At 72.2% G+C, this 14,889-nt stretch carries 12 protein-coding genes; 9 read left to right on the plus strand and 3 right to left on the minus strand.

Going from position 1 to position 14,889, the window contains the following annotated elements:
• Positions 1 to 10: 10 nt before the first annotated feature.
• Positions 11 to 1,135, minus strand: a complete 1,125-nt coding sequence (gene gcvT, locus KBX00_RS28705) for a glycine cleavage system aminomethyltransferase GcvT (RefSeq protein ID WP_210831188.1) — start codon at positions 1,133 to 1,135, stop codon at positions 11 to 13.
• Between the two features lie 162 nt (positions 1,136 to 1,297).
• Between gcvT and KBX00_RS28710 the strand changes: the two genes are divergently transcribed.
• The gene (locus tag KBX00_RS28710) at positions 1,298 to 2,869 is read left to right on the plus strand and encodes a leucyl aminopeptidase (RefSeq protein WP_210831189.1); all 1,572 of its coding nucleotides are present in this window, start codon (positions 1,298 to 1,300) and stop codon (positions 2,867 to 2,869) included.
• A gap of 65 nt (positions 2,870 to 2,934) precedes the next feature.
• On the opposite strand, the gene KBX00_RS28715 is transcribed toward KBX00_RS28710, so the two are convergent.
• The gene (locus KBX00_RS28715) at positions 2,935 to 3,264 is read right to left on the minus strand and encodes a hypothetical protein (protein ID WP_210831190.1); all 330 of its coding nucleotides are present in this window, start codon (positions 3,262 to 3,264) and stop codon (positions 2,935 to 2,937) included.
• 179 nt (positions 3,265 to 3,443) lie between these two features.
• On the opposite strand from KBX00_RS28715, the gene lpdA reads away from it, so the two are divergent.
• The 6 genes from lpdA (at position 3,444) to KBX00_RS28740 (ending at position 10,719) form a co-directional block, all read left to right on the plus strand.
• Positions 3,444 to 4,835, plus strand: coding sequence for a dihydrolipoyl dehydrogenase (lpdA, locus tag KBX00_RS28720; RefSeq protein ID WP_210831191.1), 1,392 nt, complete (start codon positions 3,444 to 3,446; stop codon positions 4,833 to 4,835).
• Positions 4,836 to 4,907: 72 nt separating this feature from the next.
• Positions 4,908 to 6,755 (plus strand): 2-oxoglutarate dehydrogenase, E2 component, dihydrolipoamide succinyltransferase, encoded by a 1,848-nt coding sequence (gene sucB, locus KBX00_RS28725; RefSeq protein WP_210831192.1) that lies wholly within the window; start codon positions 4,908 to 4,910, stop codon positions 6,753 to 6,755.
• A 246-nt stretch (positions 6,756 to 7,001) separates the two neighbouring features.
• The gene (locus KBX00_RS29560; RefSeq protein WP_374225388.1) at positions 7,002 to 7,172 is read left to right on the plus strand and encodes a hypothetical protein; all 171 of its coding nucleotides are present in this window, start codon (positions 7,002 to 7,004) and stop codon (positions 7,170 to 7,172) included.
• A 45-nt stretch (positions 7,173 to 7,217) separates the two neighbouring features.
• The gene (locus KBX00_RS28730) at positions 7,218 to 8,540 is read left to right on the plus strand and encodes a low temperature requirement protein A (RefSeq protein ID WP_210831193.1); all 1,323 of its coding nucleotides are present in this window, start codon (positions 7,218 to 7,220) and stop codon (positions 8,538 to 8,540) included.
• Positions 8,541 to 8,764: 224 nt separating this feature from the next.
• Positions 8,765 to 9,772 (plus strand): aldo/keto reductase, encoded by a 1,008-nt coding sequence (locus KBX00_RS28735; protein ID WP_210831194.1) that lies wholly within the window; start codon positions 8,765 to 8,767, stop codon positions 9,770 to 9,772.
• A gap of 47 nt (positions 9,773 to 9,819) precedes the next feature.
• Positions 9,820 to 10,719 carry a TIGR01777 family oxidoreductase gene (locus KBX00_RS28740; RefSeq protein WP_210831195.1) on the plus strand — a complete coding sequence of 300 codons (900 nt, stop codon included), beginning with the start codon at positions 9,820 to 9,822 and terminating at the stop codon, positions 10,717 to 10,719.
• Between the two features lie 178 nt (positions 10,720 to 10,897).
• Here KBX00_RS28740 and KBX00_RS28745 read toward each other — a convergent pair whose 3' ends face one another.
• Positions 10,898 to 12,127 (minus strand): PHB depolymerase family esterase, encoded by a 1,230-nt coding sequence (locus tag KBX00_RS28745; protein ID WP_307869108.1) that lies wholly within the window; start codon positions 12,125 to 12,127, stop codon positions 10,898 to 10,900.
• Positions 12,128 to 12,309: 182 nt separating this feature from the next.
• On the opposite strand from KBX00_RS28745, the gene KBX00_RS28750 reads away from it, so the two are divergent.
• Together KBX00_RS28750 and lipB are read left to right on the plus strand one after the other, a co-directional pair.
• The gene (locus tag KBX00_RS28750) at positions 12,310 to 14,130 is read left to right on the plus strand and encodes a DUF2079 domain-containing protein (RefSeq protein ID WP_210831197.1); all 1,821 of its coding nucleotides are present in this window, start codon (positions 12,310 to 12,312) and stop codon (positions 14,128 to 14,130) included.
• A gap of 108 nt (positions 14,131 to 14,238) precedes the next feature.
• A complete protein-coding gene (lipB, locus tag KBX00_RS28755) occupies positions 14,239 to 14,883 on the plus strand; it encodes a lipoyl(octanoyl) transferase LipB (RefSeq protein WP_210831198.1) in 645 nt (214 codons plus the stop codon).
• Positions 14,884 to 14,889 lie beyond the last annotated feature (6 nt).

Raw genomic sequence — 14,889 nt, forward strand, 5'->3', positions numbered from 1 at the left:
GTGGGTGGGGTTATTTGACGGAGGGGTGGGTGAAGGGGGGGCGGGTCAGGTGGGCGGGGGTGCGGCGGGTGCGGATGTGGATGTGCAGCTCGGCGCCGTCGGGAAGGGCGGGGGCGGTGTCGATGAGCGCCAGGGCGATGCCCTGCTTGCGGGTCGGGCTGAAGGTGCCGCTGGTCACGGTGCCGACCCGGGTGTCGCCCGCATAGACCGCCATGCCGGGGCGGGGGATGGCCCGTTCGACGGCGACCAGGCCGCGCAGCGTACGCGTCGGACCGGCGGCCTTCTCCGCGACCAGCGCGTCGCGACCCCAGAAAGCCGGCTTGTCCCAGCCGACCGCCCAACCGGAGCGGGCCTGCACCGGGGTGATCTCCAGCGAGAGGTCCTGCCCGTGCAGCGGGTACCCCATCTCGGTGCGCAGCGTGTCCCGGGCGGCCAGCCCGCACGCCTGCGGCGCCGGCTCGGCGGCGAACAACGCGTCCCAGACCGCTACCGCGTCGCCGGCCGGTACCACCAGCTCGTAGCCCAGCTCGCCGGTGTAGCCGGTGCGGCACACGGTCAGCTCGACCGCGCCGAGCGCCGCCGAGGTGAAGCTCATGTACCCGTGCCCGGTGGGCAGGTCGAGCCCGCCCAGCAGCTCCGCCGACCGGGGCCCCTGCACCGCCAGTACCGCGTACCCCTCGTGCTCGTCGGTGACCGTGACCTGCGGCGGCGCGGCGGCGCGCAGCCGGCGTACCACCTCGGCGCTGTTCGCCGCGTTCGGGATCAGGAAGACGTGGTCGTCGGCGTACAGGTAGGCGATGATGTCGTCCACCACCCCGCCGGTCGCCTCGTCGCAGCAGAGGGTGTACTGCGCCCGGCCCGGCCCGATGCGACCCAGGTCGTTGCTGAGGCAGGCGTTGACGAACTCCGCCGCCCCCGGCCCGGTCACCCGCACCTTGCCCAGGTGTGACACGTCGAACACGCCGACCCCGGTACGCACCGCGGTGTGCTCGCGAAGCACCCCGCCGCCGGCGTACTCCAGGGGCATCTCCCAGCCCCCGAACGGAGCGAACTTGGCGCCGAGCGCGGTGTGCCGGTCGGCCAGCGGAGAACGACGCAGCCGGGTCGCGGCGGCGTCGGTGGTCACCTCGGTCATGGGTGGCAACTTACCGGGACGCACCGGGCTGGTTAGCATCGGCGGGACCGCCGGATCACCCGGCGGGGCAGCAATGACGTCCGGCGGGTAATCATCCGCCGGGGAACTCCACCGCCGGTACGCCACCACGCGACCGGCCCGGCCCGCCCGGGAGCAGCCTCCGTGACATCGCCCAGCACCACCCTGAGCCTGGTCGACACCGACCCCGCCGAACTCGCCGTCGACGCGATCGTGATCGGCGTGCACAGTACGACCGGCGAGCAGGACGCCACCAGCGGCCTCGCCGGCACCCTGCTGCTCGCCAGCGGTGCCGAGAGCATCGCCGCCGCCTTCGACGGAAAGCTGACCGAGACGCTGGCACTGCTCGGCGCGACCGGCGGCCCGGGCGAGGTGATCAAGCTGGCGACGCTGGGCACGGTCACCGCGCCGGTGCTCGCCGCCGTCGGCCTCGGCCCGGAGCCCACCGGTGCCGCGCCCGCCCCGGAGACGCTGCGCCGGGCGGCGGGCGCCGCCGTGCGGTCGCTGGCCGGCGCGGCCCGGGTGGCGATGACGCTGCCACTGCCCGACGACGCCGACGCCGCCGACGCGCTGCGCGCGGTCGCCGAGGGCGCGCTGCTCGGCGGTTACCGCTTCGCCGGGTACAAGACCCGGCCGCAGCCGACCCGCCGCGAGCCGGTCGCCGAGGTGCTGGTGGCGGTACCGGACGCCGCGGACGCGGCGGCACAGGCCGAGGTGGTCCGGGCCCAGACGGTGGCCGGCGCGGTCCGGCGTACCCGCGACTGGGTCAACATCGCCCCGAACGAGCTGCGCCCGCCGGCCTTCGCCGACGCGGTCGCCGAGGCCGGTCGGGCGGCTGGTCTTGAGGTCGAGGTGCTCGACGAGGTCGCCCTGCGCGAGGGGGGCTACGGCGGCATCATCGCCGTCGGGCAGGGCTCGGAGGCCCCGCCGCGACTGGTCAAGCTGACCTACACCCCGGACGGTGGCGGCACCGGCAAGCGGGTCGCCCTGGTCGGCAAGGGGATCACCTTCGACACGGGCGGCATCTCGATCAAGCCGGCGCAGGGCATGTGGGAGATGAAGTCCGACATGGCCGGTGCGGCGGCGGTGGCGGCCACCATGCTGGCGGTGGCCGAGCTGAAGCCGTCGGTGGCGGTCACCGGGTACGTGCCGATGGCGGAGAACATGCCCTCGGGCACCTCGTACCGGCCCGGCGACGTGATCACCATGTTCAACGGCAAGAAGGTGGAGGTGCTCAACACCGACGCCGAGGGCCGGATGATCCTCGGCGACGCGATGGCCCGGGCCTGCGCGGACGGCTGCGACTACCTGTTCGAGACCTCCACCCTGACCGGCGGGCAGGTCATCTCGCTGGGCAAGCGGATCTCCGGCGTGATGGGCACGGCGGAGCTGTGCGAGCGGGTCCGCGGCGCCGGTGACGCGGTCGGCGAGCCCGCCTGGCCGATGCCGCTGCCGGACGACGTGCGCAAGGGCATGGACTCCGACGTCGCCGACATCTCGCAGGTCAACGCGGGCATGGACCGGGCTGGGCACATGCTCCAGGGCGGTGTCTTCCTGCGCGAGTTCGTCACCGACGACGTCGCCTGGGCGCACATCGACATCGCCGGCCCGTCGTACCACGCGGGCGAGGCGACCGGCTACTGGACCAAGGGCGGCACCGGCGTCCCCGTCCGTACCCTGCTCCACCTGATCGACGACGTGGCCGCCAACGGCTGAGCCCTGCGCGGACTGCGCGGACTGCGCAAGGGCCCCTTGTCGTGAGCGAGGGGCCCCTGCGGATCTCAGTACTGCTCGGGGCGGCGTTTGCGGCGCTCGTTGTAGTCGCGCATGCGTTGCGGGTAGCCCATCAGCGCCACGTCGTAGATCGGGATGCTGACCCGGTACGCGAACCGCCGCGCGCCGTCCGGACCGTCGATCCGGCGCCGGGTCCACTCGCCGTCGTCGGCGATCAGGATCACGGTGGTCTCGGTGACGGTGGTACGCGGCTCGATGTACGCCTCGACACCCTTGCGGGTACGGACGAAGTTCTCAAGGTGCTCCAGATCGGCACGATTGGCCGTACGGTCAGGGTCAGCCGCGCGTGGTCGCTTGCTTCGCCGGAACAGTCCCACCGAGCCGTCTCCCCAGTCGTGGCGTATCGAAGGCAGAGCCAAGGGTACGTGGCGGCGACGTGTCGTTGGGCACCTCGGTACGCGGGTGCGACGCGGTGGTGACAAGATGGCCGAGGTGGGGTGTGTCCGTGTTACCCCGCCGTGACCCCCGATGCAGCGAAGCGACCTGGGAGTTGGACGTGAGCGAGCCGAACGACGCAACCTTCGACATCGTCATCCTCGGAGGTGGTAGCGGCGGTTACGCGACCGCACTGCGCGCCGCCCAGTTGAACCTTTCCGTGGCGCTGGTCGAGAAGGGCAAGCTGGGCGGCACCTGCCTGCACAACGGCTGCATCCCGACCAAGGCGCTGCTGCACGCCGCCGAGATCGCCGACCAGACCCGCGAGTCGGAGCAGTTCGGCGTGAAGGCCGAACTGGTCGGCATCGACATGGCGGGGGTCAACTCGTACAAGGACGGCGTGGTCTCGCGGCTCTACAAGGGCCTGCAGGGCATGCTCAAGGGCAACAAGTCGATCACGATCGTGGAGGGGCACGGCAAGCTGGTCGCGCCGAACGCGGTCGAGGTGGACGGCAAGCGGTACACCGGCCGCAACGTGGTGCTGGCCTCCGGGTCGTACGCCAAGAGCCTGCCGGGCCTGGAGATCGACGGCGAGCGGGTGATCACCAGCGACCACGCCCTGACCCTGGACCGGGTTCCCAGCTCGGCGATCGTGCTCGGCGGCGGTGTGATCGGCGTCGAGTTCGCCAGCGTGTGGAAGTCCTTCGGGGTGGACGTGACGATCATCGAGGCGCTGCCCCGGCTGGTCGCCGCCGAGGACGAGGAGTCGTCGAAGGCGCTGGAGCGGGCCTTCCGCAAGCGGAAGATCAACTTCAAGGTCGGCAAGCCGTTCGAGAAGGTCGAGAAGACCGACAACGGGGTGAAGGTGACGATCGCCGGTGGCGACACCGTCGAGGCCGAGCTGCTGCTGGTCGCGGTCGGCCGGGGCCCGAACACCGCCGACCTCGGCTACGAGGAGCAGGGCGTCAAGGTCGACCGGGGCTACGTGCTCACCGACGAGCGGCTGCGCACGAACGTGCCGAACGTCTACGCCGTCGGCGACATCGTGCCCGGTCTCCAGCTCGCCCACCGCGGCTTCCAGCAGGGCATCTTCGTCGCCGAGGAGATCGCCGGCCAGAACCCGGCGGTGATCGACGAGGCGGGCATCCCCCGGGTCACCTACAGCGACCCGGAGCTGGCCTCGGTCGGCCTCACCGAGGCGAAGGCCAAGGAGCAGTACGGCGCCGACAAGGTCAAGACCTACAACTACAACCTCGGCGGCAACGGCAAGAGCCAGATCCTCAAGACGGCCGGCTTCGTCAAGCTGGTGCGGGTCGAGGACGGCCCGGTGGTCGGCGTGCACATGGTCGGCGCGCGGGTCGGCGAGCTGGTCGGCGAGGCGCAGCTGATCTACAACTGGGAGGCGTACCCGGGCGAGGTGGCGCAGCTCGTGCACGCCCACCCGACGCAGAACGAGGCCCTGGGCGAGGCGCACCTCGCGCTTGCCGGCAAGCCGCTGCACGCGCACGCCTGATCACGACGTACCCGCGGCGTCCGGCGACGGGCGACGCTCCCCCCACCAGGGAAATGAAGGAGTCTGGAGAACATGCCGGTATCGGTCACCATGCCCCGGCTCGGCGAGAGCGTCACCGAGGGCACCGTCACGCGCTGGCTCAAGCAGGAGGGTGACACCGTCGAGGTCGACGAGCCGCTGCTTGAGGTGTCCACCGACAAGGTCGACACCGAGATCCCGTCCCCGGCGGCCGGGGTGCTGACCCGGATCGTGGTGGGCGAGGACGAGACGGCCGAGGTCGGCAGCGAGCTGGCGGTGATCTCCGGCGAGGGCGAGTCGGCCGGCGGCGGGGCCGCCCCGCAGCAGCAGGAGGCCCCCGCCGAGCAGGCCGCCGAGGCGGCGGCGGAGCCGCAGGCCGAGGCGGAGCAGCCGGCGGTCGAGGAGCCGGCCGAGCAGCCGGCCCAGGCGGCACCCGCGCCGTCGGGTGAGGGCACCCCGGTGCAGATGCCGGCCCTGGGCGAGAGCGTCACCGAGGGTACGGTCACCCGCTGGCTCAAGCAGGTCGGCGAGACCGTCGAGGTCGACGAGCCGCTGCTGGAGGTCTCCACCGACAAGGTCGACACGGAGATCCCCTCGCCGGTCGCCGGTACCGTCCTGGAGATCAAGGTCGCCGAGGACGAGACCGCCGAGGTCGGCGCGACCCTGGCCGTGGTCGGTGCCGCCGGTGGCGCCCCGGCCGAGTCGAAGCCGGAGCCGAAGCCCGCGGCGCAGGCCAAGCCCGAGCCCGAGCCGCAGGCCAGGCCCGAGCCGCAGGCCAAGCCCGAGCCGCAGGCCAAGCCGGAGCCGCAGGTGTCCGAGCCGACGCCGGGCGTGTCGTACAACGAGCCGGCCGCCGAGGCCGAGACGGCGCAGGAGCCGGTCAAGGCCGAGCAGGCGGCGCAGCCGGCGGCCCCGGCACCGCAGCGCGCGACGGCACCGTCCAACGGCGGCGAGCAGGCCGCCGGTTACGTGACCCCGCTGGTACGCAAGCTGGCCAGCCAGCACAACGTGGATCTCGCCGCGGTCAACGGCACCGGAGTCGGTGGCCGGATCCGCAAGCAGGACGTGCTGGACGCGGCGGAGCAGGCCAAGGCCGCCAAGGCCGCACCGGCTCCGGCGGCAGCACAGCCGGCGGCCGGGGCACCGGCGAAGCCGGCCGCCAAGCCGCAGCCGAGCGCCAAGCGGGGCACCACCGAGAAGCTGCCCCGCATCCGCGCGGCCATCGCCAAGCGGATGCTGTCGTCGCTGCACGAGATGGCGCAGCTGACCACGGTGGTCGAGGTGGACGTCACAAAGGTCGCCAAGCTGCGGGCACAGGCCAAGGAGTCGTTCCAGCAGCGACACGGCGTCAAGCTGTCGTTCCTGCCGTTCTTCGCCCTCGCGGCCATCGAGGCGCTCCAGGCGTACCCGATCGTCAACGCCAGCATGGACCTGGACGGCGGGACGATCACCTACCCGGACGCCGAGAACCTCGGTATCGCGGTGGACACCGAGCGGGGCCTGCTGGTGCCGGTCATCCACAACGCGGGTGACCTCAACCTGGGTGGTATCGCCAAGCGGGTCGCCGACCTGGCCGAGCGGACCCGGACCAACAAGATCAGCCCGGACGAGATCGCCGGCGCGACCTTCACGCTCACCAACACCGGCAGCCGGGGTGCCCTCTTCGACACTCCGATCGTGCCGTCGCCGCAGTCGGCGATGCTGGGTACGGGTGCCGTGGTCAAGCGTCCGGTAGTGGTGAACGACCCGGATCTGGGCGAGGTCATCGCCGTACGCCAGATGGTCTACCTGGCCCTGTCCTACGACCACCGGCTGATCGACGGCGCCGACGCGGCCCGCTTCCTGACCGCCGTCAAGGAGCGCCTGGAGACCGGCAACTTCGAAGCCGAACTGGGCCTCTGACCCCAGCGCACCAAGCGGGGCGCCCCGGTCCTCCCGGACCGGGGCGCCCCGCCTTTCCCACCCACCCCACCGCCCCGCCGCCCCGCCACCCCCGAGGGTTGATCATGAAGTTGTTGTCGCCGGGTTCGGCGTGGCGCGACAACAACTTCATGATCGACTGGGAGGTCGCGGTCAGGGGGTGATCGCCGTCGGCACCAACCCGTTCGACAGAGCCGGGACCGGCTGCTGGCGGCCCTGGAGCGACTGCTGGCCGCGGGCGCGGCGGCCGGCACCATCCGCTCGGACGTGGAGCCCGGTGACGTCCTCGCCGGGCTCAGCGGAGTCTCACTCGCCGCCGGTGGCCGGGAACAGCGCGACCAGGCCCGGCGCCTACTCGACCTGCTGATGGACGGCCTGCGGTACCGCCGGCCGGGCTGATCGAAAACGGGCGTACGCCCAGGTCAGCACTGCCAGACTCAGCCCGTGGGCGACGTGGGCTGGCGGGGACGGCTAGGGCCGGCCGTCGGCATCGCGCCCGGTGCCCGGGTCGACAAGTTCGAGATCTTCTTCGACCTGGTCTTCGTCTTCTCGTTCTTCATCATCACCCGGGCCACCGCCGCCAACATCAACGGCCGCCAGCTGCTGCACGCCGCGCTGGTGCTGGCCGTGCTCTGGTGGTGCTGGGTGGTGCACACGGTGGTGGCCACCCGCATCCGCATCGGCGAGGGTTTCGTACCGGTGCTGATGGTCGTGTCGATGGCCGCGTTGTTCTGCTTCGCCCTGGCTCTGCCGCAGGCGTTCCAGGACCACAAGGAGGAAGCCGGGCCGATCGTGGTCGCGGTCAGCTACGTGGTCATCCGCGCCATCCATCTGATCCTGTTCCTGCACGTCGTGCGCGACAACCCGACCGAGCGCCGGCAACTGCTCAGGTACGCCCCGGAGCTGGCGCTGAGCACCGCGCTGCTGCTGGTCGCCGCCCTGCTACCCACCCACATCCCCGACGCCGGAATGGCCGCGTTCATCCGGGACGCGCTCTGGGTGTCCGTGGTGCTGCTGCAGTACGGCACCGGTCTGCTGGCCCGCACCTGGGGCTGGCAGGTCACCTCGGCGGAGCACTGGACCGAACGGTACGACCTGATCCTGATCATCGCGCTCGGCGAGTCGGTGATCTCCGTCGGCGTCGGCAGCAACCTGCTCGGCCAGGCGCCGACCTGGCCCGGCGTGACCGCGGCCGTGTTCGGGATCTTCTTCACCGCCGCCCTGTGGTGGGTGCACTACGACCTGATCGGCCCGGCCGCCCGGATCGCCCTGCACGCCAGCCTGGGTCGTGCCCGGGTGCTGATGGCCCGCGACGCCTACGCCTACCTCTACCTGCTGATGATCGCCGGGATCATCCTGTTCGCCCTCGGCGCCGAGGGCATCGTGCACGACGTCGCCGAACCCGGCGTGCCGGTCACCGAGCCGGCCCACGGTCCGAACGTGCCGATGCTGTTCGGCGGGGTGTTCCTCTACCTGCTCGGCAACATGGCCTTCCAGCTCCGTACCCTGCACACGCTGAGCTGGACCCGGGTCGCCACCCTGGTCGTCCTGCTCGCCGCCATTCCGGTCGCCATGCCCCTGCCCGGACTGGTCGCCCTCGGCCTGCTCACCGCGATCTGCGTCGGCCTGGTGTTCGCGGAGGTCGTCTTCATGGCCGAGGCCCGGCACACGCTGCGCGCGGTGGTCTTCGCCGAACGCACCGCCCACGAGACCCACGAGGCCGCCTACCGCGCCCGCTGGCACGGCCAACCCCCCGGCACGACCTGACCGCACGGCACGGCCAGTCGTAGCGGCCGAGCGGCCCGACTTGCGGCATCCCGGGTCTCCCCGGGCACCTGGTGGGCGCGAGTTGCGGCATCTCGGGTCTCCCCCGGCGCCGGAGAGCGCGAGTTGCGGCATCTCGTGCGGCAACACGAGGCCGTGCGCCGTCGTCTGGCGGCGGGCCGGTGCCGCTTGACTTCGAGTGTGCTCCAAGCGGGAGGCTTGGCGGCATGACCATGACACGGAAACTGGGTCGCAGCGGGATCGAGGTCAGCGCCATCGGCATGGGGTGCTGGGCGATCGGCGGTCCGCTGTGGGGCGACGACCGGCAGCCGCTGGGCTGGGGCGAGGTCGACGACGATGAGTCGGTGCGGGCCGTGCACGCGGCGATCGAGCACGGGGTGACCTTTTTCGACACGGCCAGCAACTACGGGGCCGGGCACAGCGAGCGGGTGCTCGGTCGGGCGCTGGCCGACCGTCGCGACCAGGTGGTGATCGCCACCAAGTTCGGCCACGCCTCCGACGAGGCGACCCGCCGGGCCACCGGCGAGGACCACCGTCCCGAATACGCGGTGGCAAGTCTGGAGGCGTCGCTGCGCCGACTCGGCACCGATCACGTCGACCTGTTGCAGCTGCACCTGAACGACCTGGCGCCGGCGCTCGCGCTCGACCTGGTCGACACGCTTGAGGGCCTGGTCACCCAGGGCAAGATCCGGGCGTACGGGTGGAGCACCGACCACCCCGCCTCGGCCGCCGCCTTCGCCCCGGCCGCCCCGCACTGCACCGCGATCCAGCACGACCAGTCCGTGCTGCGGGACAACGCCGAGATGCTGGCGGTCTGCGAGAAGTACGACCTGGCCAGCATCAACCGGGGGCCGCTGGCGATGGGGCTGCTCACCGCCGCGACCCGCTCGCTGGGCGACGACGACGTGCGGGGGCGGGCACCGGAGTGGCTGCCCTGGTTCGCCGACGGCAGGCCGGTGCCGGAGTGGGCGCAGCGGGTGGCCCGGGTACGCGCGGCACTCACCGCCGACGGCCGTACCCTCGCCCAGGGCGCGCTCGGCTGGCTGCTGGCGCGCAGCCCGCGTACGGTGCCGATTCCCGGCTTCCGCACGGTGGCCCAGGTCGAGGAGAACACCCAGGTGCTCGCCCTCGGGCCGCTGCCCGCCGACGCCTACGCGGAGGTCGAGCGGCACCTGTCGGAGCTTCGTCCGGCCGGGGCCGCCACGCCAGCCTGACCGACTCGGCCGGGCCGGGTCGCCGCGCGTACCCGAAGATGGAGGGCATGCGGATCCTCATGGCCGGCGCGTCCGGCTTCCTCGGCACCCGGCTGGTCGACCTGCTCGTGGCCGACGGGCACCAGGTGACCCGGCTGGTACGACGACCGCCGCGCGCCGCCGACGAACGACGGTGGTCGCCGTCGGCGGCGCAGTTGGACCCGGCGGTGGTCGCCGAGGCCGACGCGGTGATCAACCTGGCCGGCGCCGGTGTCGGCGACCGGCGCTGGAACGACAGGTACCGGGAGTTGATCCGGTCCAGCCGGGTGGACACCACCACCACCCTGGCCACCACGATCGCCGGGCTGCCGACGGCCGACCGGCCGGAGGTGCTGCTGAACTCCTCGGCGATCGGCTGGTACGGCAACACCGGCGACCGGGTGGTCGAGGAGGACGCGCCGGCCGGCGAGGGTTTCCTCGCCGACGTGTCCCGGGTGTGGGAGGCGGCCACCCGGCCGGCCGAGGACGCCGGGGTACGGGTGGTACGGCTGCGTACCGGGCTGCCGCTGCACCGCGACGGTGGGCTGCTCAAGCCGCAACTGCTGCCGTTCAAGCTGGGCATCGCCGGCCGGTTGGGTAGTGGTCGGCAGTGGATTCCGTGGATCTCGATGACCGACTGGCTCAACGCCACCACGTTCCTGCTGGCCCGGGCCGACCTCGCCGGACCGGTAAACGTGGTCGGCCCGGCCCCGGTCACCAACGCCGAGTTCACCCGCGAGCTTGCCCGCCAACTGAACCGCCCCGCGGTCATCCCGATCCCGGCGCTGGCCCTGAAGGTGGCCCTCGGCGGCTTCGCCCAGGAGGCCCTCACCAGCACCCGCGTCCTCCCCGGCGTCCTCAACCGCGCCCAGTTCACCTTCCGCCACCCCGACCTCCCCACCGCCCTCCACGCCGCCCTCCACGACTGACCTGGCCTGGCCTGGCCTGGCCTGGCCTGGCCTGGCCTGGCCTGGCCTGGCCTGGCCTGGCCTGGCCTGGCCTGGCCTGGCCTGGCCTGGCCAGGTTGATCATGAGGTTGTTGCCGCTGGGCTCGGCGTGGCGCGGCAACAACCTCATGGTCAACGCAGGCGTCCCGGAGTGGCCCGGTCAACAGCCGATGGTCCAGTGGTTGGGGGCGGTCTGGCGCAGGGTGGTGGTGTAGAAGGTGTTGTAGAGGCCCATCCGCTGGTTGGAGCCGTTGGCGTAGGCGTAGCCGCCGGAGTGGTAGGCGCGGCCGGCGGTGACGTGGGCGTAGTTGCTGGCGGTGACGCAGGTGGGGGCGCCGGTGGGGGTCGGGCTCGCCGTCGGGGTCGGGGTTGGGGTCGGGGTCGGGCTGGTCGTGGGGCTTGGCGTCGGGGTCGGGGTGGTGCCGCCGTTCAGGCCGAAGAAGACCGCGTCGTGGTACGTCGAGCAGATGGTGTCCAGGAAGTAGGCGGCGGCGGTGCCGCACTGGTCCGCGCCCGAGCCCGGGTCGACCGGCGTGCCGTGCCCCATGCCGGAGACCCGGTGCACCCGGACCACGTCGTTGCCGTACACCTCGACGCTGGTGCCGGCCGGCAGTTGCCGGGTGCTGGTGGGCGTCTGCGAGACACCGAGCACGTTCGTCCACTGGTCACGGGACTCGGTGGCGTTCGCCGTCGCCACCGTGTAGTCGCTGGTGCCGTGCCAGATGGCCACCTTCGGACGGGCACCGGAGTACCCGGGGTGGGCGTTGCGGACCAGGTCACCCCACTGAGCGGGAGTCTTGTCCACGCCGGGGCTCATGCAGGAGAAGGCGTTGATCATGCTGGTGGCGCAGCGGTGCGGCAGCCCGGCGATGACCGAACCACCGGCGAAGACGTCCGGGTAGGTCGCGAGCATGGTGGCGCTCATCGCCCCACCGGCCGACAGCCCGCTGACGTAGACCCGGTTGGCGGCCGTGCCGTACGCCGACCGCGCGTGGTCGACCATCTGCTTGATGGAGAGCGCCTCACCCTGCCCCCGGGCCGTGTCGCCGGTCTCGAACCAGTTGAAGCACGAGCTGGAGTTGTTTGCCGACCGCTGCTCGGGCACGATCAGCGCGAACCGCCACTGGTCGGCGTACTTCTGCCAGCCGGAGTTGGCGAAGTAGCCGCTGGCGTTCTGGGCGCAGCCGTGCAGCAGCACCACGGCCGGAGCACCCGAGGGCAGGTTGTCCGGCCGGTACGCGTACATGGCGAGGTTGCCGGGGTTGGAGCCGAAGCCGGTGACCTGGGTCAGGGTTGCGGCCTGGGCGGGCGCGGCGACGGCCACCAGCGCGGTGGCGGCCAGGGCCAGCCCGGCCAGCGCACCGGCGAGCCGGGTACGGGTGCGGCGCACGAGAGCCTCCATAGGTTGTGAGCTGGGTCACCAATGATTGCCGCGACGTTACGCAGTTGTGTCGCACCGATGACATGGTGGCCGTGCACACATTCGTCGATGTCCGGGTGTGGCAGCGCTGGCTGCCGCGTACCTGCCGGGTCTGACCGGCGTGTCCCGGTGCGGTTGGTAACGTCCGCTAGGTGCCCACCTCCCCGTCCGTGGCGTCCGCGCCCGCCTCACCGTCGCCGTCGCGGGTCGCTCGCGACCGCCGTACCGACCTGATCGTGGTGGTTGTCGCGTTGGCGCTCGCCGGGTGGGTGACCAGCGGGCTGTGGATCGACCCGAACGGACGGACGATCACCGTCAACTCCAGCGACCAGGCGCTGTTCGAGTGGCTGCTGGCCTTCGGCGGGCACGCGCTGACCCACGGCGACAACCCGCTCTACACCTATCTGATCAACGTCCCGGACGGGGTCAACCTCGCGGTCAACACCTCGATCACGGTGTACGCGGCGGCCTTCGCCCCGCTCACGTACCTGATCGGGCCGCCGGCCACCTTCCTGGTGATCCTCACCTTCAACCTCGCCGCCACCGCCGTCGCCTGGTACTGGCTGCTCTCCCGGCACCTGGTCCGCAGTCCGCTCGCCGCCGCGGTCGGTGGACTGTTCATCGGCTTCTCCCCCGGGATGGTCTCGCACGCCAACGCCCACCTGAACTGGACCGCCGGCTGGCTGGTGCCGCTGCTGGTGTGGCGGCTGTTCGCGCTGCGCCGCTCCGGCCACTGGCTGCGCGACGGCGCCATCCTGGGCGTACTCGTCGCGGTCGCCTTCTCGATCGCCGCCGAGGGCCTGTTCTTCACCGCGCTGGCGCTCGGTCTCTTCGTCGCCGTCTGGGCACTGCATCCGGCCAACCGGGCGGAGGCCCGCGCCGTCCTGCCGTCGTTCCTGCGCGGGCTGGTGGTCACCGCGGTGGTCGCCGGGGTTTTGCTGGCCTACCCGCTGTGGCTGCACTTCGCCGGACCGCAGCGGTTCCACGGCACCGGCTTCGACGCGGTGATCCACTCCGAGGACATCGCCGCGTACGCCGCCTACCCGCGCCGCTCACTGGCGGGCGAGGCCGGATTCGGCACCTCGCTGGCACCCAACCCGACCGAGGAGAACTCCTTCTTCGGGCTACCGCTGCTGGTGCTCGCCGTCGGCTGTCTCGTGCTGTTGTGGCGGGGCGGTGACCCACGCCGGCGGGCCACCCTGTGGGCCCTCGGGATCCTCGCGGTCGTGTTCACCGCGCTCTCCTTCGGACCGGTGGCCAAGGTCGAGGGCCGGCGCACCGACCTGCCGATGCCCTTCGACCTGCTCGGGCACCTGCCGGTGGTGAACGCCGCGCTGCCCGCCCGGTTCGCGCTCGTGGTGACGCCGGTGATCGGCCTGCTGCTGGCGTACGCGGTGGACCAGCTGCGTCGCCGCCCGCCGTCCCGCCCGGCGGCGGTGGCCTGGACGGTCGGCTTCGCGGTGGCGCTGGTGCCGCTGTTCCCCACTCCGCTGCTGACCAGCGAACGCGAGCCGATTCCGCGCTTCATCACCTCCGGTGCCTGGCGGGACCACGTATCCCCCGGCGGGGTGCTGACCCCGGCACCGCTCACCCTCGACGTCTACCCCGACGGTCAGCGCTGGCAGGCGTACGCGCTGGCACACCGGCAGGGCGAGTTCGCCATCCCGTCCGGGTTCTTCCTCGGCCCCGGCGGTCCCGACGACCGGGGGCGCATCGGTCCGGTGCCACGCCCGTTCGGCGCGCTGCTGGATCAGGCCGCCCGCACCGGGCTGCCGCCGATCGTCACCGAGGGCACCCGCGAGGAGGTGCAGGCCGACCTGGAGCACTGGCGGATCGAGACGGTGGTGCTCGCCGACGAGGTGCACGGTGCCAAGTGGCCGGTCGACGAGGAGGCTGTCCGCCGTACCCTGGTCCTGCTCTTCGGCGAGCCGGAGCGGGTCGAGGACGTCTGGGTGTGGCGGGTCCGCCGCTGAATCGCCGGGCCGGCGCCGTGTGTGGCGGATCCGGCGGCGAGCGCGGCGGGTCCGCCGGTGAGCCGGCTCACCACTGGTGACCAGCGGGTACAGGTCTAGGCTGGAGGCGTGAGCGTGACGACCTCCGGCCTGACGGCCGTACGTGCCGGTGTCCTCGACTACGCCGCCGCCTGGGACGAACAGCGTCGGTTGCACGAGGCGGTGGTCTCCGGCGGCCAGGATGGCACGGTGCTGCTGCTGGAGCATCCGAGCGTCTACACCGCGGGCAAGCGCACCGAACCGTGGGACCGGCCGGTCGACGGCACCCCGGTGATCGACGTGGACCGGGGCGGCAAGATCACCTGGCACGGCCCGGGCCAGCTGGTGGGCTACCCGATCGTCCGCCTGCCCGACCCGGTCGACGTGGTCGCGTACGTGCGGCGGGTCGAGCAGTTGCTGATCGACGTGTGCGCCGAGTTCGGCCTGACCGCCGGGCGGGTCGAGGGGCGTAGCGGGGTCTGGGTGCCGGCCGACGACCGGGGCCCGGCGCGCAAGGTCGCCGCGATCGGCATCCGGGTCGCCCGAGGCGTCACCCTGCACGGCTTCGCCATCAACTGCGACTGCGACCTGGCGTCCTTCGACCGGATCGTGCCCTGCGGCATCCGCGACGCCGGCGTCACCTCCCTCACCGCCGAGCTGAACCGCCCCATCACCGTCACCGACGTCCTCCCCGCAGTAGAACGCCACCTCCCCACCCTCCTCCCCACCCCCTAACCCCCC

Origin of the sequence: Micromonospora sp. C95 (assembly GCF_018070465.1) — a bacterium.
Classification (GTDB): domain Bacteria; phylum Actinomycetota; class Actinomycetes; order Mycobacteriales; family Micromonosporaceae; genus Micromonospora.